At 53.3% G+C, this 20205-nt stretch carries 26 protein-coding genes and 1 tRNA gene; 17 read left to right on the top strand and 10 right to left on the bottom strand.

What is annotated here, in order from left to right; all coding sequences use genetic code 11:
* Window positions 1-49: 49 nt before the first annotated feature.
* Window positions 50-958, bottom strand: coding sequence for a C40 family peptidase (locus EFB11_RS09580; protein WP_122790021.1), 909 nt, complete (start codon window positions 956-958; stop codon window positions 50-52).
* Window positions 959-991: 33 nt separating this feature from the next.
* Window positions 992-1291: a hypothetical protein gene (locus EFB11_RS09575; RefSeq protein WP_122790020.1), complete on the bottom strand. Its 300-nt coding sequence runs from the start codon at window positions 1289-1291 to the stop codon at window positions 992-994.
* Window positions 1292-1637: 346 nt separating this feature from the next.
* On the opposite strand from EFB11_RS09575, the gene mtaB reads away from it, so the two are divergent.
* The 6 genes from mtaB to EFB11_RS09550 all read left to right on the top strand — a co-directional run bounded on the left by mtaB (window position 1638) and on the right by EFB11_RS09550 (window position 5699).
* Complete coding sequence (gene mtaB / locus EFB11_RS09570) at window positions 1638-2930, top strand: tRNA (N(6)-L-threonylcarbamoyladenosine(37)-C(2))-methylthiotransferase MtaB (protein ID WP_122790019.1); 1293 nt, start codon at window positions 1638-1640, stop codon at window positions 2928-2930.
* 112 nt (window positions 2931-3042) lie between these two features.
* Complete coding sequence (locus EFB11_RS09565) at window positions 3043-4188, top strand: hypothetical protein (protein ID WP_122790018.1); 1146 nt, start codon at window positions 3043-3045, stop codon at window positions 4186-4188.
* An 81-nt stretch (window positions 4189-4269) separates the two neighbouring features.
* The gene (locus EFB11_RS16865) at window positions 4270-4407 is read left to right on the top strand and encodes a hypothetical protein (protein WP_164706705.1); all 138 of its coding nucleotides are present in this window, start codon (window positions 4270-4272) and stop codon (window positions 4405-4407) included.
* Between the two features lie 199 nt (window positions 4408-4606).
* Window positions 4607-5170, top strand: a complete 564-nt coding sequence (gene efp, locus EFB11_RS09560) for an elongation factor P (RefSeq protein WP_122790017.1) — start codon at window positions 4607-4609, stop codon at window positions 5168-5170.
* A gap of 36 nt (window positions 5171-5206) precedes the next feature.
* A complete protein-coding gene (locus EFB11_RS09555; protein WP_122790016.1) occupies window positions 5207-5602 on the top strand; it encodes a CD1247 N-terminal domain-containing protein in 396 nt (131 codons plus the stop codon).
* Window positions 5603-5623: 21 nt separating this feature from the next.
* A tRNA-Val gene (locus EFB11_RS09550) sits at window positions 5624-5699 on the top strand.
* A 38-nt stretch (window positions 5700-5737) separates the two neighbouring features.
* On the opposite strand, the gene EFB11_RS09545 is transcribed toward EFB11_RS09550, so the two are convergent.
* The 6 genes from EFB11_RS09545 to EFB11_RS09515 all read right to left on the bottom strand — a co-directional run bounded on the left by EFB11_RS09545 (window position 5738) and on the right by EFB11_RS09515 (window position 10841).
* Window positions 5738-6985: a tyrosine-type recombinase/integrase gene (locus tag EFB11_RS09545; RefSeq protein WP_122790015.1), complete on the bottom strand. Its 1248-nt coding sequence runs from the start codon at window positions 6983-6985 to the stop codon at window positions 5738-5740.
* Between the two features lie 79 nt (window positions 6986-7064).
* Entirely contained in the window at window positions 7065-7634 is a 570-nt protein-coding gene (locus EFB11_RS09540) for a Uma2 family endonuclease (protein WP_122790014.1), read from the bottom strand.
* A gap of 39 nt (window positions 7635-7673) precedes the next feature.
* Window positions 7674-8114, bottom strand: a complete 441-nt coding sequence (locus EFB11_RS09535; RefSeq protein WP_122790013.1) for a PH domain-containing protein — start codon at window positions 8112-8114, stop codon at window positions 7674-7676.
* A gap of 265 nt (window positions 8115-8379) precedes the next feature.
* Complete coding sequence (locus EFB11_RS17170) at window positions 8380-9519, bottom strand: DUF4236 domain-containing protein (RefSeq protein ID WP_243115204.1); 1140 nt, start codon at window positions 9517-9519, stop codon at window positions 8380-8382.
* 142 nt (window positions 9520-9661) lie between these two features.
* Window positions 9662-10282 carry a hypothetical protein gene (locus EFB11_RS16860; RefSeq protein WP_164706704.1) on the bottom strand — a complete coding sequence of 207 codons (621 nt, stop codon included), beginning with the start codon at window positions 10280-10282 and terminating at the stop codon, window positions 9662-9664.
* Between the two features lie 214 nt (window positions 10283-10496).
* Window positions 10497-10841, bottom strand: coding sequence for a helix-turn-helix domain-containing protein (locus tag EFB11_RS09515; RefSeq protein ID WP_243115203.1), 345 nt, complete (start codon window positions 10839-10841; stop codon window positions 10497-10499).
* Window positions 10842-10967: 126 nt separating this feature from the next.
* Between EFB11_RS09515 and EFB11_RS09510 the strand changes: the two genes are divergently transcribed.
* The 6 genes from EFB11_RS09510 (at window position 10968) to EFB11_RS09490 (ending at window position 13701) form a co-directional block, all read left to right on the top strand.
* Entirely contained in the window at window positions 10968-11180 is a 213-nt protein-coding gene (locus EFB11_RS09510) for a helix-turn-helix transcriptional regulator (RefSeq protein ID WP_122790010.1), read from the top strand.
* A complete protein-coding gene (locus tag EFB11_RS09505) occupies window positions 11171-11437 on the top strand; it encodes a hypothetical protein (RefSeq protein WP_122790009.1) in 267 nt (88 codons plus the stop codon). Before EFB11_RS09510 ends, EFB11_RS09505 begins: the two co-directional genes overlap by 10 nt.
* Before the next feature lie 76 nt (window positions 11438-11513).
* Window positions 11514-11981, top strand: coding sequence for a helix-turn-helix domain-containing protein (locus EFB11_RS09500; RefSeq protein ID WP_122790008.1), 468 nt, complete (start codon window positions 11514-11516; stop codon window positions 11979-11981).
* Between the two features lie 125 nt (window positions 11982-12106).
* Window positions 12107-12271 (top strand): hypothetical protein, encoded by a 165-nt coding sequence (locus EFB11_RS16855; RefSeq protein WP_164706703.1) that lies wholly within the window; start codon window positions 12107-12109, stop codon window positions 12269-12271.
* A 4-nt stretch (window positions 12272-12275) separates the two neighbouring features.
* Window positions 12276-12944: a hypothetical protein gene (locus EFB11_RS09495; RefSeq protein WP_122790007.1), complete on the top strand. Its 669-nt coding sequence runs from the start codon at window positions 12276-12278 to the stop codon at window positions 12942-12944.
* Complete coding sequence (locus EFB11_RS09490) at window positions 12937-13701, top strand: DnaB-like helicase C-terminal domain-containing protein (protein WP_122790006.1); 765 nt, start codon at window positions 12937-12939, stop codon at window positions 13699-13701. The genes EFB11_RS09495 and EFB11_RS09490 overlap by 8 nt, the downstream gene beginning before the upstream one ends.
* 154 nt (window positions 13702-13855) lie before the next feature.
* Here EFB11_RS09490 and EFB11_RS09485 read toward each other — a convergent pair whose 3' ends face one another.
* Complete coding sequence (locus EFB11_RS09485) at window positions 13856-14035, bottom strand: DUF6774 domain-containing protein (protein WP_122790005.1); 180 nt, start codon at window positions 14033-14035, stop codon at window positions 13856-13858.
* Between the two features lie 422 nt (window positions 14036-14457).
* On the opposite strand from EFB11_RS09485, the gene EFB11_RS09480 reads away from it, so the two are divergent.
* The 5 genes from EFB11_RS09480 to EFB11_RS09460 all read left to right on the top strand — a co-directional run bounded on the left by EFB11_RS09480 (window position 14458) and on the right by EFB11_RS09460 (window position 19222).
* On the top strand, window positions 14458-15321 hold the full coding sequence (locus EFB11_RS09480) for a sugar phosphate isomerase/epimerase family protein (protein WP_122790004.1): 864 nt from the start codon (window positions 14458-14460) through the stop codon (window positions 15319-15321).
* Between the two features lie 93 nt (window positions 15322-15414).
* Window positions 15415-16308, top strand: a complete 894-nt coding sequence (locus EFB11_RS09475) for an NAD(P)-dependent oxidoreductase (protein ID WP_122790003.1) — start codon at window positions 15415-15417, stop codon at window positions 16306-16308.
* A 38-nt stretch (window positions 16309-16346) separates the two neighbouring features.
* Window positions 16347-16871, top strand: a complete 525-nt coding sequence (locus EFB11_RS09470; RefSeq protein WP_122790002.1) for a TRAP transporter small permease — start codon at window positions 16347-16349, stop codon at window positions 16869-16871.
* The gene (locus tag EFB11_RS09465; protein ID WP_122790001.1) at window positions 16868-18157 is read left to right on the top strand and encodes a TRAP transporter large permease; all 1290 of its coding nucleotides are present in this window, start codon (window positions 16868-16870) and stop codon (window positions 18155-18157) included. Before EFB11_RS09470 ends, EFB11_RS09465 begins: the two co-directional genes overlap by 4 nt.
* Window positions 18158-18172: 15 nt before the next feature.
* Window positions 18173-19222, top strand: coding sequence for a TRAP transporter substrate-binding protein (locus EFB11_RS09460; RefSeq protein ID WP_122790000.1), 1050 nt, complete (start codon window positions 18173-18175; stop codon window positions 19220-19222).
* 40 nt (window positions 19223-19262) lie between these two features.
* Here the strand turns inward: EFB11_RS09460 and EFB11_RS09455 are convergent, their stop codons facing one another.
* Window positions 19263-20162, bottom strand: a complete 900-nt coding sequence (locus EFB11_RS09455; RefSeq protein ID WP_122789999.1) for a helix-turn-helix domain-containing protein — start codon at window positions 20160-20162, stop codon at window positions 19263-19265.
* Between the last annotated feature and the right edge of the window lie 43 nt (window positions 20163-20205).

The raw sequence follows: 20205 nt of genomic DNA, 5'->3' as shown, positions 1-20205 counted from the left end.
AAACGCTCAGGCATCAAACCTGAGCGTTTTGCATAGGATGCTATGTAGATTAGTCGTTCAGCACACGGCCGCCGCAGATGAAGCGGTTGTAGTAGCTGCCGCTCGACAGGGTGTCATACTTGACAACCGAGCCGGTGTGCGGGGAGTGGATGAACTGGCCATTGCCAACGTAGATACCAACGTGGCTGACCGTGTTACCCGAACCGAAGAAGACCAGATCGCCGGGGAGCAGCTCGTCCATAGTGATGTTCTTGGTGGTTGCACGCTGATCGGAAGAGGTACGAGCGATCGGGCAAACCGTGTTCTTATACACGTAAGAAGTGAAGCCCGAGCAGTCGAAACCATCCGGTGTGCTGCCGCCGTATACATACGGGGTGCCGAGGAACTGTGCTGCGTAATCGATGATTTCCTGACGAACCGCGCTGGTTTCTTCCGTCGTGGTCACGGTGGTGGAACCGGTAACCGTCGACTTATCAGCAGCGGTGCCGCCCTTGATGTCCAGATAATCTGCGCAGATGAAACCGGTCTTGCCGTTGACTTCGGCCTTGTACCAGCCCTGTGCGATGCCGATGACGTTGACCTTCTGGCCATTGGTCAGGGAGCCGAGGATCTGGCTGCTGGTGTTGGGCAGGCTGCGGAAGTTTACGGTCGTCGAGCACTTGACAACGCCGGTGCCCAGATCAAACTCGCAATCCGGAATCCAGTTGATATACGCGCCGCTGACGTAAGCCGTCTGGCCGTTTACAGCGATTTCGTACCATTCGGTGCTGTTGCTGATGACAGCGACCTTGGTGCCGCGTGCCAGGGTGCCGATGGCCGCGCCGCCCGGAGCGGAACGAACATTCAGGCTGCTTGCGGTAACTTCACCTGCATACAGAGCAGATGCAGCGGTAAACGAAAGGGTTGCGGCCATGGCGCCGGTCACCGCGAATTTGATCCATTGCTTGGACAAATGCATGGGAAAGACCTCCTACTGAAACTGTCGGTTGATTTACTTGGTTGTCAATGCGCGCCGCAGCCAAATCGAAGCGATATCCATCGCGCCCCACAGGCTGTTCTTCTCTGTGCTCTTGACGATGCGTTCCCGAGCGCGGAGATTGGGCGAAGTTTGTTGCAGTTGAACCGATACACGGGATGCCAGGTCCAGACCGTTTTCCTTCTTGGTGTCCAGAATCTGCATCATGATAATGTGACTATCAGCCATGCTGCCGTAATACAGGACATTGTCTTTGCGGATCAGGGGGTGGCCCTTGTACTGCAAGACCTTGTCTTTCTTTGCGTTTGCAGACATGCGATTCTCCTTCTTCTAGTTACAGAATGATTTCTAAAGTTACAAAACAGTTACAAGATTTGATTACATTACGGTTACATAATACCACAGGCCGTTGGAAATGTCAAATCAAAATACGATGAAATTTTCATCCGAAGGAAATTTCATCCGCCATTTTTGCGTAAAAAAGCAAAAAAAGTTGCACATTTCCCCTGGTAATGCCAAATCAGGCGGCTTCACACAACCTTCACATTGTCTTAAAAAATTCACGGCGATGATGCAAATTTGAGGGCAAATGCAGGAATGGATGCTTTTCCGAAGGTTCTATGCTATAATGAAAAAATCTCAAGGGAAATGAGGACCATTCATGAAATTCCGCTTTTTTGCACTGGGCTGTAAAGTCAACCGGTTCGAGTCGGAAGCGCTGGCCCAGCTGGCCGAAGCGCGCGGACATACGATCGTCACCGAAGGGGCCGACGTCTGCATTGTCAACTCCTGCACGGTGACCGCGTCGAGCGACCACAAGAACATCCGCGCCATCCACAAGCTGCGCCGGGAAAATCCGAAAGCTGTTTTGGCCGTGTGCGGCTGCATGGCCCAAATGGAGCCGGACAAGCTGTATGCGACCGGACAGGTCGACCTGGTGTGCGGCACGAGCGACCGGGCGGCGGTGCTCGATTTGTGCGAACAATATCAAAAGGGATTGGCCCACGCCGACCCGGCGCATTTCCGGGAACGTACGGCGGCATTCGAGCCGCTGCCGCCCGGCGTGCCGCGCGGCCGCACGCGCGCCCTTTTAAAGATACAGGACGGCTGCGACAACTATTGTACCTATTGTATTATCCCGTACGCGCGCGGGCATGTGCGCTCGCTGCCGGCGCACGAGGCCGTGCAGCAGGCCAAGGACTTGGCGGCTGCCGGGGTGCATGAGATCGTGCTGACCGGCATCGAGATTTCCTCCTATGGCCGCGACCTGCCCGAGGGCGATTTGGTTTCTTTAATTGAACAGGTGTGCCAGGCCGTGCCCGAGACCCGCATTCGCTTGGGGTCGCTCGAGCCGCGTACGGCCGATGCGCGCTTTTGCGCGCTGGCGGCCTATCCCAATCTGATGCCGCATTTTCATCTGTCGCTGCAAAGCGGCTGCGACACCGTGCTCGCGCGTATGAAGCGGCGGTATACGACCGCGCAGTTTGCGCAAAATGTGCAGGCCCTGCGCGCGAGTTTTCCACACTGCGCCATTACCGCGGACGTGATCGTCGGTTTCCCGGGGGAGACCGAAGCCGAGTTTGCCGAGACCCTTGCCTTTTTGGAGCGCTGTGCCTTTGCCGATGTGCATGTGTTTCCGTATTCGCCGCGGCCGGGCACCCCGGCGGCGGCCATGGAAGGCCAGCTTTCGGCGGCGGACAAGCAGGCGCGTGCCACGCGGGCCAAGGAAGTCGCGCAGCGCACCCAGCAGGCGTATCTGGAAAGCTTTGTGGGGCAGCGGCTGCCGGTGCTCTGGGAGCATGTGGATAAGGAAGGGCTGTGGTGCGGCCATGGGCCGTATTCCTTCCCGGTGCGCACGGCCTTTGCCGGATGCCGGAAAAATGAATACCGCGATGTGATCGTGACCGCCGTGCAGGGAGACGGTGTCCTGGCGGCGCCGGATGGGAATATCTGAGAAACCAAACGGCTGCCTTGACCGAAACGATGGTCAAGGGTATACTATATTTTAAATGACAGGGTCATCGTACTGTCATACTGCGGAATTTTTCCGAAAGGATTTCGATGTTATGAGTAAGTTATATGGACGGCTCCCTGGCACGCTGACGGCAACCGCCGCCGCTTTGCTGGTGTGTGGTTCGGTCGCATTGGCCCTGTCACAGGCCGGTTCGGCTTCCGACCCTCTGGTCAGCAAAACCTATGCCGAAGGCACCTACCGCAGCGCCATCACCGCCAAGGCGGCCGAAATTTCCCAAAGCGAACTGGATGCAGCCCAGTCCACAGCCCAGCAGCTGCTTTCCTCGGCAGAGGGCCAATATACCGACGAGGAAATCGAAAATGCGCTGGCCGAGCAGGTCGCAGCCCTGCTGGCCGGACGGATGACGACCACCTCGCTGTCCACCGGCTCGACCGTGCAGGCCTCTTTGGGGGCGGAACTGTGTCTGGTCAGCGGTTCGGCTAGTGTCAAAACCGGGGAACTCATCAATCTGACGACCGGACAAACCGCACCGGCCGGTTCGGTGCTGACGCGCAATCAATTGTATCTGGTTTCGGAAAGCGGCGCGTCGGTGAGCATCACCTCGCCCGCGAGCGTGCGTCTGGCAGGGGAGTACACCACCTCAGCCGGCACGAGCAGCGGCTATACCGCTCAATATACCATTTATGCCGATGCGCTGAGCGACCTGGGGCTGTTTTCGGGCAGCAATGCCGGCTATGAACTCGAACGCGCTTCCACCCGCGCCGAAGGTCTGGTCATGCTGCTGCGTTTGCTGGGCGAAGAAAAGCAGGCGGCGGCGTATACGGGAAGCCATCCGTTCCAGGATGTCCCGGCGTGGGCCGACCGCTATGTCGCTTATGCGTATTCCAAAGGATACACCAGCGGCATGAGCGCCACCGAATACGGTTCGCAGCGCAGCCTGTCGCTCAATGACTATATGACCTTCTTATTGCGTGCGCTCGGCTATAACGATTCCCAGGGGGACTTTGCCTGGAAAACGGCGGCCGATACCGCGGTGACCAAAGGCATCCTCACCCAGACCCATCAGCAGCAAATCACCTCGCGCGGCACCCTTTACCGCGACGACATTGTGTATACCTCGTATCAGACCCTGTTTTTGCTGTGCAAAGACAGCAATACCCGCCTGTGTGACCGTTTGATCGCCCAAGGGGTGTTCACCCAGAGCCAGCTCGACGCCGTCACCGGACAGGTCCCGTAAATTTTTCTCAGAAACCTCGCACCAATTGCGTCCTCCGACCATAGTATAGTAATGAAATCACTGATTAGGAGGATTTAGATTATGTGTTCTTCTTACAACGCTCTGGGCGAGGGTAACTGCTGGTGGATCATCATCCTGTTTGCCATCATTCTGATCTGGTGCTGCTGCGGCAATAACAGCAATACCTATTCGGGCAACGACGACTGCTGCTGCCGTTAACCCAACCCCCTGCGGGCCGGAACGAATTTCGTTTCCGGCCCGTTTGTTTATGCAGAAATCGGCTTTCCGAAAGCATAGAAAAAGAAAAAATGATTTCTATGAAAAAAAGACTTGCAAAAACACAGGAAATAGGGTAGAATATAAAGGCATTAGAAATTAAGTCGCACTTGTTCACAGTGCTTTTGGAGGATTAAGATTTATGATTTCCGCTGGTGAATTCAGAAACGGCGTAACTTTTGAAATGGACGGCCAGGTCTTGCAGGTGGTAGAGTTCCAGCATGTCAAGCCGGGCAAGGGCGCGGCATTCGTTCGCGTAAAAATGAAGAATGTTATCACTGGTGCGGTCACCGAGCGTAGCTTCAACCCCACGGACAAGTATGAGCCGGCTTACGTAGAGCGCAAGGAGATGCAGTACCTGTATTCCGACGGCGACCTCTACTATTTCATGGACACCGAAACCTACGAGCAGCTGCCCATCAACAAGTCCACGCTGGGCGATGACTTCCGTTTCGTAACCGAAAACATGAACGTAAAGGTACTGTCCTACAAGGGCAATGTCTTTGCCGTAGAACCCCCGCTCTTTGTGGAACTCGAGATCACCGAGACCGATCCGGGCTTCAAGGGCAACACCGCAACCAATACCCTCAAGCCGGCGGTTGTAGAAACCGGCGCTACGGTACAGGTTCCGCTGTTTATCGAGCAGGGTGATAAGATCAAGATCGATACCCGCACGGGCGAATATCTCGAACGCAGCAAGGGCTAAGATCGTCATTCGCCTACCCCAAAAGGAGGCTGGAAGATGAATATTACAGAACGTGTTGCATATCTGCGCGGCCTGTACGAAGGCTTGGAAATGGACCCCGGCAAAAAAGAGGGGAAACTTCTGCGCGGAATGTTGGAAACCATGGAAGACATGGCGCGTTGCGTAACCGACTTGCAGGAGCAGAATGATGCCTTGCAGGACGAGCTCGACGACATTTACGAGGAACTCTCGGCAATCACCGAGGATTTCCTCGAGGAAGAAGAAGATGACTTGGAGCCCGAAGAGGACCTCTATCAGGTGATTTGTCCGACTTGCGGCGAAGTCATTTATCTTGACGACGATATGCTGAAGGAAGGTTCCATGACCTGCACCGCGTGTGGGGAAGAGTTGGAATTTGACCTTTCCGATCTGCAATCTGACGAAGAAGAATAAAGCGGCTTGTCCGCTTTATACGGACACTTAGCTCAGCTGGAAGAGCATCCGCTTGACGTGCGGAAGGTCGAGGGTTCGAGCCCCCCAGTGTCCACCACCGAAACCCGCTGATTTGAAAGAATCAGCGGGTTTTTCTTACTTTTTCGCGCGTTTCAATTTTACTACGACACCATTACGACACTGGTATCGGATTACTTTGTCCGCGCGGGACGGACGGTCGATTTGCAGCGCCTTGCGCAGGGTTTCCACATTGTTGTGGGCATACCGTTTTGCCAGCATATCCAGATCGGCATGCCCCATCAGTTTGGCGATGGAAAACAGATCGACCCCGGCATCTTTCCAAAGTGTCGCACGGGTGTGGCGCAGTTCATGCGGCGTCAAAAAGGGGATTTCCGGATGCTGAGCGATCACCGATGCCATGAAGGTCTTGTAATTGCGTTTGTACCAATTGGTCGGGCTGAGCATGCCGCCGGTGGAAGAATGAAAGATGTATTCGGTTTCGATCATGGTCGGGGGGATGCCTTTTTTCTGATTGCCGCCGACCGGAACCACACGCGGCTTTGCTTGCAGCAGCGCCGAAAGCTGCACGTCAATCGGGATGGGCCGCCGCCGGAATGTATTTTTCAGACCATCCGATATCAGCGTCCATTGTTCGGTTTCCAGGTCTTTGTATTGGACCAGGCCTTGTGTGATATGCAGCGTGTTGGTTTCGGCGTCCAGGTCCTCCCATTTCAGGCCGAGCAGCTCCGAACGGCTGATGCCCGTGCGCAGAAGAACCAGCACATCCAGCGCACCGGCTTCCAGGGCCGCTTGTTCCACGAGGTTATATTGTTCTTGGGTATAAGTCTTTTTCTGCGGGGGAGGAACCTTGCTGACCAGTTCCAGGCTGTCGGTCACCGGATTCGTCGGACAGAGATGGTTTTCCACAGCGGTCTGAAAAATGCCATGCAGGCAAGAGCGCATTTTCTTCATGGATTCATACGAGCAGGTTTTGCCCTTTTCATTGAAAAAGGTCTGAATGTCCAGCGGACGAATCTGATCGAGCGGCGCAGCGGCAAAGTAGGGAATGAGATGATTGCGCACCGTGCCCAGATAGGTGCTGTAATAGGTGTTGCCCTTGACCTTGCCGAGCTTGTATGTTGTCAGCCAGGTTTCGGCCCAATCGCTGAATTTGGCGGTGCGATCGATGAAGGCAATGCCGGTCTGCTCGGCAACGGCCTGTTTGATGCGATAGCGTTCGGCTTGTTTGCGGGCATCGTCTTTGCTGATGGATGAATAGAACGATTTACGGACCAGACTGCCATCCAGACGCCTGCCCAGTGTGATCTTAACTTCATACAGTCCATCTTTGCGGTTTGGTGGTTGTTTTCTTGGACGTGGCATCGGGATTCCTCCTTAAAATAAAACAAATGTTCGGTTACATGTGTGAAATTTTTCCCGCCCAGGGATTGGGCGGGATGTTTTATTGTGCAAACAGATTGGTTGTGGAAAGAACAAAGCCGGGCAGGACGCCGGAAACAATCGGCTGACCGGGCGTGAAAATATCGGATGGCGTAAACAAGCCATCGGTCAGGGAAAAGACCTGGACGGTCTGTTCCAGCGGGCTGACCAGCCAGTATTCCCGCACCCCGGCGCGCTGGTACGCATTGAGTTTGACAAAGCGGTCGGCGCGGGCGGTGGAAGGGGAGAGAATCTCGAAGATCACATCCGGCGCGCCCAGACAATGCTGATCGGTGAGCTGTTCCGGGTCACAGATCACGACAAGATCGGGGACAAAGACGTTGGTCACATCCTCTGCCTCCTGCTGCGCGGTGTCCGGGAGCAGCACTTCGATCTCGGTAAGCGCCCGGCAAGGCTTATCGGCTAGGAACTGCATGAGCTGGAACAGGATCGCGGCCTGCACCGACTGATGCAGAACCGATGGCCGCGCCTGCATGACCGGCGTACCGGCAAACAGTTCATAGCGTTCGTCGGTGTCCCATGCAGCATAGTCGGCATAGGTATAGGTTTGCTTTGAACTTGGCAGCGGCATGGCAACACCTCCAATTAAATCAGCAGTAGAAGCTCGGATTTATTTGTTTAAAGCTTCGTGATTGCGGTAAGCGACTTCCTGCAGCTGCTTATAAAGCGATTGGATATTATACTGCTTCGGAAACTCGAATTTCTTTTCTTCTACGGTAACACCGCCGCTGGCTCTGTAATAGGGCGAAGAAATATAGTGAACATTGATTTCGCTATCATCCAGACCAAAGCCAGAGGTTTCGGCCGAAACATGGATGATGCTGCTCAGATTGATCGAATCGACACGCATTTTCTGACCAGTAGCACCCTGCTTGTCAAAGTCGATGATACGCTTGTCGGTGAACAAAACGACATCTCGTACCAAGCGGAATCCCACCTGAATGTTTTCGCCATCCATCAAATAGGCACCATATTCCTTTTGCAGTTCCTCTGGAGAAAGCTCATTCATATTCCCCAATGCGCCTTGCACCAATTTGTCCATGAATCCCATGTTAATATCCTCCTTTGGATTGACAAAGTTCGCCTATCCTGTATAATATTTTTGGAAGAGGTTCTCCAATTTCTTCCTTGCGCCCTGTTCTCGAAGTGGCATGAGAGAGCGGGGCGTTTTTGTGTCCAAATTGAACACCGAAACAAATAGATTTCCCTCTTGCCAAAAGTCGATGTATTATTAGACACACAAACACATGTTCGACTTTTGGGAGGGCGACAGATGAAATATATAACCTAGAGTCAAAAAAGAAGAATCTATAAAATTATCCGCCTGCACATTTCTTGCAGGGGGTGCGGCCGCCGACCTCGCTGATATCAACCGGGTAGGAATTCTTGCCGCCGCAATCGGGGTCCAGATGATAGCGTTCACCCGATGGCGTGATGTAGACGGTTTGACCGCCAGACTGCTGTTCGGCTTGGGCCGCTTGTTCGGCCGCAATGCGTTCCTGTTCGGCTTTTTCAGCTGCAAGACGTTCTTGCTCGGCCTGTTCGGCTGCAATGCGTTCCTGCTCGGTTTTTTCAGCTGCAATGCGTTCTTGTTCGGCCTGTTCTGCCGCTTGACGGGCAGCTTCTGCCTCCTGTTCCGCCACAGGATCGGTGATTGTGAGTTTCACATCCGGCGCAGAAACATCTCCCGATTTGCAAGTTAATGTGGCCTGTCCGGCGGCCAGCGGTGTGACCTGACAAACAATTTTTCCATCTTCCACTCGCATCGCCTCAACCGTGAGGACCGAAAGATCGGATGAATTGAATTCAATCTCCCCAGCCGAAGCATCTTTGGGGGAATAGGTGTATTCAATCTGCATAGGGTCGGGAACAGCAAGGTCGATGGCGTCCGGAGATGAAAGCTTGATCTGTGTGATAGCGACTGGTGTGGTGGAGTCCGGTGTGGTTAGCCCTACGACAGCTAGAAGCACATACATGACTGCAACAACAATCTGCCAGCGTTTGCGATAAAACGGGCGAGTATCTGTGTTCAGTTTAGAAGCCCGATAATGCAAAATGGCGCAGCCGATCGCGGTGGAAACCAAACCTTGCACAATCGAGGTACAAGTCAGGATCAGGCCGCACACAACAAGAATAATGCCCAAGATACGCAAGCCGCGGTATGTTTTGGGCGGCTGTGGGCCATTGGATGGATTCTGAGGCTTGGGCGGCGTGTTTTCAGCTTTGGGAAGTGACGGTTTCGATGCTTTGGAAGCAGCTTTCTTACCGCCAATTTTACTGCTTTTGACATAGCTGACGCCAGTGCCGGGGATACTGAGGGATTTTGTTACGCGGCCCGAGCTATTGACGGAAACCCGTGCGCCCTTTGTGCCAGCGGAAATCCCGATTCCTTTTTTGCCGACGTTTAGCTTGATACCGGGTGCGATTTTGAAACTTTTTCGAAAACGAAAGCCCATATGGATATCCCCCTCACGATTGACAAAGTTCGCCAATACTGTATAATATTATTTGGAAGGAGATACCGGATTTCTTCCTTGCGCCCTGTTCTCGAAGTGGCATGAGAGAGCGGGGCGCTTTTGTGTTTCAAGAGAATGATGATTATTTTGCTGTGACCATCAATGAAATGGATGTCCCATCTACAAGATACGTCCAATCTGCAACCGTGCCCGAAGCAAGTGTCACAGCATCTTCCGAAATGTTGGAAGTGTTTAATTGTTGATCGATTTGTTGACGCATGGCTTCATTGGGTTCCAACGCAGCAAACAGAATGCCCTGGATAAATCCAATCTGCTGAATGCTTGTTTCGTCTTCCTTGTCAACTTGGAAGGATAAAAACACCTCATAAAGCTCTTGGGAGTCTTTCTCATCAAATAGAACAAGCGCACCAGAATTTCCAACAGGATACGAATATGACATCGCAGCTGGGGTCACTTCACTTGCATCATGTTCCTGAACAGAAGGTTCCTCAGAAAATAGCGTGGGGTACTGATTTTGAATGGACGGTTTGATGGCTTCCAGAAAAGCTTCATGGGATGAACCAAAGGTCGAAAGGCTGGATGGGGTTGCAGCGGGTTGGGATGAATCCGCGCTACTTGAAGAGGAAATGGAGCTGGAAGCTGCACTGGAAGAAGATGCCGGTGTGTTGCTTGGTTGTTCACCGCATGCCGCTAGGGTAAAACATAACGACAGGCCAATTCCCAAGAGAAAGCTCTTTTTCATAAAATCCCCCTATGGTCGGGTGTCCAAATTGAACACGAAAATTTTCTGATCGCTTGAATTGTTTGACTTGACAAAATGGAAAAACCGCCCTATTATTTTAGATACAATACAGAACGAATGTTCGATAAATAAGGGGCGGTGCATATGAATTACGAGAAAGCGTTATTGGAATTAGTCGAGAGCTTGGGGGCTCCCAAAGCGCTGGTCGAAGCGCTTATTCTTCGCGCCGCTGAGATGCAAGGTATTTGCCATACCGATACAGTTCTTCCTGCTGCTGCGGAGAAAGCTCCTTAACAAGCTCCCGCAATTTTTGCAGTTCTTCTTCGCTTGCCCGATCGGGGGCAGGCGAATTTTTTTGGTCTGTTTTTCCAAGAAGATAGTCCACGGAAACATCAAACAAATCTGCTATTCGCATCAGGGTGTCCGGATTTGGAGAAGCCTTTGACGAAGGATTTTCCCATTTAGCAACGGCTTGTTGACTGACAAATAATTTTTCAGCGAGCACTTTTTGCGACATTTGATGCTCATAACGTAGCGTTTTTAGCCTTTCTTCAAACAAAATGCTCACCTCTTTGCAATAATGATACCACTAATGGTTGTATGTGTAAACAAAAAAAGGATTAACAACAACCAAAAAGAGTATTATCATTAGTTACACAACCAAAGGTAGTTATGAGGGAACGATTTGATTTGCAAAATTGCATTGCTGCGTGAAAAACGTAAATTGACGCAGGCTCAGCTTGCAGCTGCATGTGGTGTTTCGCAGCAGGGAATCAGTAAAATTGAAACCGGCAACAGCGATCCATCTTGCTCTTTGGCCTTTAAAATTGCGAAAACCCTCGGCTGCACCATTGATGAATTATTCGACGACGGAAAGGAGAACAAAAAATGCTTGTAATCACGATTCCGCCTTGTGTGGCGGAGAATCTGGATGCACTCAGTGCCTTATGCGATCAGTACCCGTTAAAAATCCCGCTGACGGCTGCGGCTGAATTTCTGCATGTCCATCCGGATGGGCTGCGCAGTGCCGCTGAGAAAGGGCAGTTGCCGTTTGGATTTGGCTGGCAGAAGGACCTCCTGGGCAACCGTGCCTTTTGCATCCCGACGGTGCCGTTTTATCTATGGTACACACAAAGCGCCGGATTCCGGCTGTGACCTAACGCTATGGTACATCCAAAAGGAGATCTTGACCACGAAACGGGAAACATAAAATGTCTACCAATCTGCCCGCATCGGTGCGGGTCTGACACAGGAAGCCGCAGCCGAACAGCTCCATGTATCGCCGCGCAGCGTGCAGAAGTACGAATCCGGCGAACAAACGCCGCCCCCGGATATTGTCGCACGTATGGCACAAACCTATGCAGCGCCATGGCTGAATAACTGGTATTGCGTGCATCAATGCCCCTTGGGCTGCGAGCGCAACCTGCCGACCGAGGCCATCGAACTGCAACAGGCAGCCTTGCTGCTCGGTGCAATCGAAAATCCGCAACAGCTCTCACAGGATGCCCGGCGGCTGTTTCAGATCTCACTCGACCGGGTGATCGACGATGGCGAGATCGACGATTATATCGCCATTGCACAGCGGCTCAGCCAGCTGGGCTATGTGTCGCAAGCCATTGAAATGGTACTCAAACAACATCTGCTGCAAACAAAAAAATCCCCCGATCGTACGGGAATACGATCCGGGGAAAGACGTTAGACTTTTGACTCGTCTACGTCTATTCTAACGCAATTTTGCAGAATGTCAACACTATTTTGCACAGGCTGGGGAAAGTTCCCCGGCTGGTCGCGGCGTGTCCAAATTGTACACAGGAAAGGACGTTTATGAAACAGAAATTTTATGCCCTGGGGGCGGTCGTATGCTTTATGATGCTGCTTGGCACCGCCGGACAGGCCGATGCGTTTGTGCTGGATGGACGGACGCTGGTGGAGCAGGCCGCCTTGCAGGCGGTCGGCTTTTGCGCCTGCATCCGCGGCGCAGGAGGGTGAAACCATGCAATATCAGTTTGATGTGACGGTGGCCGAACGGTACAGCCTGGAAGAAGCGGTGTTTGTCCACCGCATTTATCACTGGGTCATGCACAATGCCGCCAATGAACGCAACTTTGCAGACGGCCAGTATTGGACGCACGATTCGGCGCAGGCGCTGGCCAAGCTGTTCCCCTTCTGGACGGCGCGGCAAATCCAGCGCATCGTCCAGAAATGCCGGGAGCATGGCCTTATTCTCACCCGGCAGTTAAGTAACAATCCGACTGATCGGACGCTGTGGTATACGGTGACCGAAACGGTGAAATCCATTTACGCAAATGGTGAAATGGATTTAACCGATTGGTGCAATGGATTTCACCAAACGGGTGAATGTATAAAAGGAACAAATAAAAGACCAAATAAAAGACAGAGAGAGACGCGCGCGGAAACCGAAGAAAAAACCGCTTATGGCGAATTTGGCAACGTGTACCTGACCCACGCCGAATACGACAAATTACATGCCCGCTGGACCGAAGCCCAGGTCGCGCAGGAGATCGAAAACCTGTCGGCCTATATGGCGTCCAAGCGCAAGCGGTATGAGAGCCATTATGCGACGCTGCTCAACTGGCTCAAGAAGGATTTTCCGCCCCAAAGCAAGACAACACTGATCGAGGAGGATTGGGTCAATGGATGATGTACGTACGCTGCCCCGGCAGATTTCGTCCCAGGCGGCGGTGCTGGGGTGCCTGCTGATCGACTCCAGCTTGTGCGGGGAGATTTTCTCCCGCGTGCAGGCCGAGGATTTCATCACCCCCGAATACCGCCACGTGTTTGAAGCCGCGCAGCGGGTGTTCTTTTCCGGCAAGGACGTGGACGCGCACGACCGGTCGGTCGGGTTTTTCAGTCTGGAAACCAGCGAAGGTCAGCTATACGACCGGTTGGTCGCCCAGACCTGTCTGATCGATTTTGGGGATATCAAAGCGCGCAAGATCTCCGAACGCGATTACATACGCCTGACCGACCGGCAGCGCGAACTGGGCGCGCGCAAGCTGGACATCATCCGGGCCAGCGGCATGTCGGCGTCCGATATCCAGGCCATCACGCTCGCCAAGCGGTATCAGGTCATCGTCATCGATTATTTGCAGCTGCTGCGCGAAACCGGCAGCAACGCCAACCGCACCGAAGCGGTCAGCCGCATGTCCATCGAACTGCACCAGCTGGCGCAGACCCATGGCGTGACCGTCATCGCCCTGAGTCAGCTTGGCCGCCCGGAAAACAAGGGAGAAACACAGCAAAAAGCCCCGACGCTTAGCAGCCTACGCGAAAATTGTGCTCGTACCGGGCCACCTGGGTCGGTTTTGAGTCTCGGATTCCAACAGCCTATTGGGTGTTTCCTCTACGCTTCCGCACACAAGTTCCTTGATCTACCCCTTGATAACCTCTTCGTTTAGCTGTACAATCTTTTCAGCCATGGTTTGCTGTCTCCTTTCAGAATGGTGTGTCACGACTTCATTCTATCAGAGTTCTGCAAACCATGTCTCTTTTTATTCACTTTTCAATTTGCAAAACTTATTCTACCTTATCCACAAAAACAGACTTCCAAATTCATTCGCCTGTTTGCGTTCGGTGCGCCGCATCGGCTGCGCGTTTGGTTGCCAAGGTGGCAAGCGTATCGCCCAATTGCACAAAGACCGATGCCAGCAAGGCAATTTCTTCTGGGGTATGGGTATCGGAAATGGTGATAGCCAGTGCAGTAATCGTTGCCGCGAGTTGGTTTGCATCCAAAAAGATCACCTCAGCAATCTATATGCACAGAATCAAAAAATAGACAAATAACTTGACGGATCCGACTGCTGCGCGATAGGAAAAAAGACATCGGGCGATGACATTGCTCGGTGTTTTTTTCTTTGCCAAAGCACGGTTTGTTTTTGCAGGATAATTTATTTTGTGTGCAGAAAAGTTTGAACAGGCAGCAGAAAAAAGCTATTTTCACTGAAAAACCAGAAATACAGAGCAGGATAATTTATGAACATACATGAATTATAGCTAGAAATTTTGCGGAAATCCTCCTATAATACAAGTCGTAAAGAAGAAAAAGTTCTACAAAGTGCACAGAATTTGAAAATCTATTGTTTTATCGAATGCGGTACATCAAAATCATGATGCACACATTTTAAACAAACAGAATTATTTACAAGGAGGAAGTTATGAAAGTCAGCGTCATTACAAACGGCATCAGCCAGGACTATGAAACCTGCTGTAAGATCATGCAGGAAACCGGGGTTCAGTATGACGAACTGCAAGAAGTTTATGGAAAGCGTGTAGAACTGCTCAGCGAGCAGGAAGCACAACAGATCAAGGCACTGAACGACCAATATGGAATCACGCCGGTTTCGGTGACCACCCACGCTTTTGCAGGTGTCGATGTCATGAGCCTGGAAATCGGCGATGCCATCTATGAAAAGCATATGAATCTGCTAAAAAACGGCATTCGGGTTGCCAAAATTGTCGGCGCACCGCAGGTACGTGCCATGCCGTTCACCAAGGCGATTGTCTTGCATGGCGCACACGGTTCCGACCAGTGGAACGCCGGCGGCAACAAGGCTTGGCCCAAGTTCATCGAACTGTATCGTCCCATTGCCGCGTTGGCCGAGGCAGAGGATATGACGATCACGGTGGAAAACGGCTTCAATGCCATGATCGTTTCCGGGTATCAGTGCCGGAAGTTCATCGAGGAACTGGGATGCGACAAGATCAAGATCTTGTGGGACCCGGCCAATGCCCTGTATTATGGTGACATTCCGTATCCGAACGCGTACAATGAAATTCGGGATTGTTTGGGCCATGTCCATATCAAAGACCTCAACTGCTCGATCATCGAAGGCTGGGTGGATATCAAAAACATCGGCCACGGTATGATGGCGCCTTACTTGGACGACATCCGCGAAGCGCTCGAGCGCGACGGCTATGAGGGATACATTTCTTTGGAAAATATCTATCGGCCGGACGGCGGTGATTTTGTAGACGGGTATTATCTGGACATCCCGGAGCTGAAAAAGCGGTTTGAATAAGCCAACATTCTATCCTTCTAAACTGCCGCGGGGCACACACCCCGCCCCGCGGTTCTTTTCCTCACAGATATTTTGTTAAAAGGAGTCTTACATATGAAAAACGTAGGCATCATCGGACTGGGCAATATGGGCATGGGCATGGCCAAGAATCTCATTAAAAAAGGCTTCCCGACCAAGGGCTATGATATTTTTGCGCCCAAGCTGGACGAGTTTGCACAGGCAGGCGGCACGGCTTGCCATTCGCCGGCCGAAGTTGGCAAGGGCAGCGACGTGGTTTTTGTGATGGTCCTCAACGGCCAGCAGGCGCTGGACGTTGCATTCGGTGAAGACGGTCTGGTGAACACCATGGCGCCCGGTTCGGTCTTTTTCCTGACCTCCACCATCGGTCTGGGGTATGCCCAGAAGCTCGGCAAGGGCCTGGCTGAAAAGGGCATTGAAATGATCGACTGCGCGGTATCGGGCGGTCTGCCGGGCGCACAGAACGGTACGTTGACGCTGATGGCATCGGGTAAGAAAGCAGTTTATGATGATTGTGCCGATGTTATGGCAGCGATCGCGACCAACCCGAACCATGTCGGCGAAGAGCCCGGCCAGGGCCAGGTGGTCAAGGCCTGCATGCAGGCACTGGTCGGCGCGCAGTACACGGCGATTTTCGAACTGATGGTCATGGGCTGCAAGGCAGGCGTGGACCCGCAGGTGCTGCAAAATGTAATCAGCACGTCGGTTGCAGGCAGCAAGCTGTTTGATATTTGTGTGCCGCTGATCATGGACCGCAAGTTCAAGAACACCGGTTCTTCGCTGGCGGTCATGAGCAAGGACCTCAACATCACCATGGATTTGGCGCGGGAAGTTGGCTGCGCGATGCCGACCGTTGCCATTGCCCGTGAAATGGTACAGGCTGGCTTTGTCCGTTACCCGGATGAGGACAACTGGGCAGTCACCAAGATTCTGGAAGAGATTGCGCAGACCGAAGTCAAGCGCCGCTAACTAGGGAGAAGGGAACAAAAGAAGAAGGAGGAAAAGGAATGCGAGTCGTAAAATGGCTGGACCGGCATGCCGAAGAAGTCTTGCTGGTCGTGATGCTGATTGCGATGCTCATCATTGAGATCGCGCAGATTTTCATGCGCCGCGTGATGGGAGCGTCGTTGTCCTGGGCCGAGGAAGTGGTACGATATTTGTTTGTCTGGTCGGGCTTCCTCAGCATCAGTTTCACCATCCAAAACCAATCGGCCATGCGGTTGACCATGCTGGTCGCAGCGCTGCCGCGCATGGCGCGCCACGTCTGCATCGCGTTTGTGTACATCATGCTGACCGTATTTTTCGGGTACATGTCGGCGGTTGCCATCGTGCAGCTGGGCTCCATGCACCAGACCAGCGCAGCGCTGGGTATGCCGATGGTCTACGTCTATTTGGCACCGGTGCTCGGTTTTATTTTGACCGTCATCCGCTGCTTGCAGGCACTGGTAATTGTGTTTAAAGGCTTTGGTAGAAGCAACGATCACGATATCGTCATCAATACCAAGCCGGAGGAAGGAGGCGCAAACGGATGATTGGTGCAATTTTTGCAGGTATGATCGTTTTATTGTTGCTGGCCGTCCCGATTTGTGTGGTCATTGCGATGATCTGCCTGATTCCGTATGGTTTGGACCCGACCTTTGCCGCAAGCCCGATGTTCATTTTGCGCAACATGGTTTCCGGCCTGGACTCTATCACGCTGATCGCCATTCCGATGTTCGTGCTGTCGGGCATCATCATGGCACGCGGCGGCATTTCCAAAAAGCTGTTTAACGTATTTTCCTACTTCATTGGCGATAAGACCGGCGGTCTGCCGTGTGCGGTGGTCATTACCTGCCTGTTTTATGGCGCCATTTCCGGCTCGGCTCCCGCGACAACGGCGGCGGTCGGCGCGATGACCATCCCGCTGCTCGTCAGCTTGGGCTATGACCTGACCTTCTGTGCCGCGCTCGTCGCGATCGCGGGCGGCCTGGGCGTTATCATCCCGCCGTCCATCCCGTTTATCCTGTATTCGATGAACTCGGGCGCCTCGGTCGGTGAACTGTTCATCGCCGGTATCCTGCCCGGCATCCTCATCGGCGTATGCCTGATGATCTATTCTGTGTACTACTGCAAGAAGCATGGCGAGGACAAAGAGAAGCTGCACGAGAATATCGGCGAACTGCGCGAAAAGGGCTTCCTCCGCGTTTTCCTGGACAGCTTCTGGGCGCTGCTCAGCCCGGTCATCATTCTGGGCACCATCTACGGCGGCATTTGCACGCCGACCGAAGCGGCGGTCATCTCGGTGGTCTATGCGCTCATCATCTGCCTGTTCGTTTACAAGACGCTCCAGCCCAAGGACCTGTATGCCGTCCTGCGCGAAGGCGTGGAAACCTATGCGCCGATTCTGTTCATCCTGGGCGCGGCACAGGCATTCAGCCGCGTACTGACCTTGACACAGGCGCCGCAGGAACTGGCAAGTGTAATGGGTTCCACCTTTACATCTGGCATTGCGCTGATTTTGGTCATCAACCTGTTCCTGCTGTTTGTCGGCATGGTCATGGATACCGGCCCGGCCATCCTGATTTTGACCCCGATTTTGGTGCCGATCGTCACCAATGCAGGCTTTGACCCGGTTCATTTCGGCGTTATCATGATCGTAAACCTCGCAATTGGCTTTGTCACTCCGCCGATTGGCAACAACCTTTACGTTGCTTCCACCCTGACCAAACTCCCGGTGACTGCCATCGCCAAAAAGGCAGTCCCCTTTATGGGCGCATTCTTCATTGCGCTGCTGATCATTGTCTTTGTACCGCAGGTTTCCCTGCTGCTCGTGCGATAAGGAGGGAGTCACGCTATGAGATTGCCACGAAAAATTTTGGCGCTGGCCCTGGTCGGCAGTACGCTGCTGATTAACGCGGGCTGCGAACCGCTGGACGCGGTCGCCGCGCCCGACGAACAGGGGGAACTGGTCGTCAGCATCGCGTATGATGCGCAGCCCGATTCGGTCACCGGCATCATCGCTTCCAGCCTGGCCGAAAAGCTGGAAGAAAAGAGCGACGGAAAAATCACCGCCCATGTGTATCCCTCCGGCCAGCTGGGTTCGGATAAGGAACTGATTCAAAGCTGCATTTCGGGCGACGTGGAATTTGTGGTGCAGAACCACTCGGCCCAGGTCAACGACATTGTGGGCACCAAGGTGTTGGACATGCCGTATCTGTTCCCCAACATCGACATCGCCCGCGCCACGCTGGATGACCCGGAGTTCCGCGAAGTGTACGACGCCCTCTATCCCGAAGTGGGACTCAAGCTCCTCATGATTTCGGATATGGGCTACCGCCAGACGTCCTCCAACCGCAAGCTGGAAACGCTGGAAGACTTCAAGGGCCTGGATATCCGCACCATGGAAAACCCCATCCATCTGGCGCTTTGGAAGGCGCTGGGCGCCAACCCCACGCCGATGAACCGCAGCGAAGTGTTCTTGGCTTTGCAGCAGGGGCTGCTGATGGCGCAGGAGGACCCGTATGTCAATTTCCTGCTGAATAATTATCAGGAAGTGCAGACCTATGCGGTGGCGACCAACCATCTGTTCCATGATATTACGGTGATTACCAACGACCGGTTCTATCAGGAACTGCCGGCCGAATATCAGGACTGGATCGACGAAAGCTGTGAAGAACTGCTGCCCGAGTCGCGTGCGGTTTCGGACGACATCAACAACGAACAGGATCTGATCGACGCAGGCATGGAAGTCATCCACCTGTCCGACGAGGTCTTCAACCAGATCGCGGAAATCGAAGAACAGGAAGTTTGGCCGATGATCCGTGAAGAAGTGGGCGACGAACTGACCGACGCGCTGCTGGATGCCGTCGAGCGGGCCAAAGCCGCCTACGGTTACACCGAATAACATAAAAAAAGCGGCCCCGGAAGACCGGGGCCGCACAAAATCAGGCGAAAAGGGAGGATTCATCGGGTTTTACGGTGGTGTATTGCTCCCGAAACTCCTGCGGATGCAGGCCGATGTGCTTGGTAAACAGCTTGGTAAAGTGATAGGGGTTTTCATATCCGACCGCCCGGGCAATCGCGCTGACCGAATGGGTCGTGCGGATGAGCTGCCACTGTGCATCCGACATGCGGCGGCTGATCTGATAATTGATGGGCGAAATGCCGAATTCGGAGGTAAACAGGTGGGCCAGATGGCTGGAACTGACATGGAACCGGTTGGCCAGGTCGTCGATTTTGATGGTCGTGCAGTAATTCTTGTCGATGTAATGCAGCACATCGAGCGCGATTTGGCGGCGTGCCGTTTCCTTTTGGGTAGGCTTCTGCGCCGAATCGCTGTGCTCCACCATGCGGTGCACCATCAAAAGCACCGAAAGCCCCAGAATATGGGTCAAATCGTTGGTATAATCGCCCGTCGCGTCCTGGGTATAGGCGGACAGGATGCGCTCGAGCAGCAGGCGGATGCTCTCCCCGGTGGCGCCGGCCGCATAATACGGATAGGTCTGCGGCGAAATGATGTAGCCGGGCGGCAGATGGTCCAGCTGGATGCCGGTCATGGTGAGCGTCCAGGCATCGAGTGCATTGTTTGGGTCGGACAAAACCGCATGCACGGTATTGGGGTTGATGACCAGCAGATCGCCCGCATGCGCATGAAAGACCGAGCCGTTGAGCATGTAAGTGCCCTGTCCATCGGCAATGTAGATGATTTCCGACAGGTTTTCATGCGAATGGAAATGAAACACCCAGTTGGGATTGCCAAAAACATGGGTGATCTCGGTCACTTGAAAATCCTGATTGTCCCGCAGGAATGTCGAAGCCTGCTTTTCAAAATGCAACTTGATCATGCTTGTCTGCCTCCTGTCATTTTATTGTAGGGCAAGGCGGACG

Origin of the sequence: Intestinibacillus sp. Marseille-P6563 (assembly GCF_900604335.1) — a bacterium.
Lineage (GTDB): Bacteria > Bacillota > Clostridia > Oscillospirales > Butyricicoccaceae > Butyricicoccus_B.
The sequence above is the reverse complement of the archived record's forward strand: the minus strand, read 5'-3'. Positions and strand labels throughout refer to the sequence as shown.

Coding starts and splice junctions, on each gene's coding strand:
- EFB11_RS09580 (WP_122790021.1), bottom strand. CDS start 958: ATGCATTTGTCCAAGCAATGGATCAAATTCGCGGTGACCGGCGCCATG.
- efp (WP_122790017.1), top strand. CDS start 4,607: ATGATTTCCGCTGGTGAATTCAGAAACGGCGTAACTTTTGAAATGGAC.
- EFB11_RS09480 (WP_122790004.1), top strand. CDS start 14,458: ATGAAAGTCAGCGTCATTACAAACGGCATCAGCCAGGACTATGAAACC.
- EFB11_RS16860 (WP_164706704.1), bottom strand. CDS start 10,282: ATGAAAAAGAGCTTTCTCTTGGGAATTGGCCTGTCGTTATGTTTTACC.
- EFB11_RS09540 (WP_122790014.1), bottom strand. CDS start 7,634: ATGCCGCTGCCAAGTTCAAAGCAAACCTATACCTATGCCGACTATGCT.
- EFB11_RS16865 (WP_164706705.1), top strand. CDS start 4,270: ATGTGTTCTTCTTACAACGCTCTGGGCGAGGGTAACTGCTGGTGGATC.
- mtaB (WP_122790019.1), top strand. CDS start 1,638: ATGAAATTCCGCTTTTTTGCACTGGGCTGTAAAGTCAACCGGTTCGAG.
- EFB11_RS09470 (WP_122790002.1), top strand. CDS start 16,347: ATGCGAGTCGTAAAATGGCTGGACCGGCATGCCGAAGAAGTCTTGCTG.
- EFB11_RS09465 (WP_122790001.1), top strand. CDS start 16,868: ATGATTGGTGCAATTTTTGCAGGTATGATCGTTTTATTGTTGCTGGCC.
- EFB11_RS09535 (WP_122790013.1), bottom strand. CDS start 8,114: ATGGGATTCATGGACAAATTGGTGCAAGGCGCATTGGGGAATATGAAT.
- EFB11_RS09505 (WP_122790009.1), top strand. CDS start 11,171: ATGCTTGTAATCACGATTCCGCCTTGTGTGGCGGAGAATCTGGATGCA.
- EFB11_RS17170 (WP_243115204.1), bottom strand. CDS start 9,519: ATGGGCTTTCGTTTTCGAAAAAGTTTCAAAATCGCACCCGGTATCAAG.
- EFB11_RS09545 (WP_122790015.1), bottom strand. CDS start 6,985: ATGCCACGTCCAAGAAAACAACCACCAAACCGCAAAGATGGACTGTAT.
- EFB11_RS09575 (WP_122790020.1), bottom strand. CDS start 1,291: ATGTCTGCAAACGCAAAGAAAGACAAGGTCTTGCAGTACAAGGGCCAC.
- EFB11_RS09455 (WP_122789999.1), bottom strand. CDS start 20,162: ATGATCAAGTTGCATTTTGAAAAGCAGGCTTCGACATTCCTGCGGGAC.
- EFB11_RS09565 (WP_122790018.1), top strand. CDS start 3,043: ATGAGTAAGTTATATGGACGGCTCCCTGGCACGCTGACGGCAACCGCC.
- EFB11_RS09555 (WP_122790016.1), top strand. CDS start 5,207: ATGAATATTACAGAACGTGTTGCATATCTGCGCGGCCTGTACGAAGGC.
- EFB11_RS16855 (WP_164706703.1), top strand. CDS start 12,107: ATGAAACAGAAATTTTATGCCCTGGGGGCGGTCGTATGCTTTATGATG.
- EFB11_RS09475 (WP_122790003.1), top strand. CDS start 15,415: ATGAAAAACGTAGGCATCATCGGACTGGGCAATATGGGCATGGGCATG.
- EFB11_RS09460 (WP_122790000.1), top strand. CDS start 18,173: ATGAGATTGCCACGAAAAATTTTGGCGCTGGCCCTGGTCGGCAGTACG.
- EFB11_RS09490 (WP_122790006.1), top strand. CDS start 12,937: ATGGATGATGTACGTACGCTGCCCCGGCAGATTTCGTCCCAGGCGGCG.
- EFB11_RS09495 (WP_122790007.1), top strand. CDS start 12,276: ATGCAATATCAGTTTGATGTGACGGTGGCCGAACGGTACAGCCTGGAA.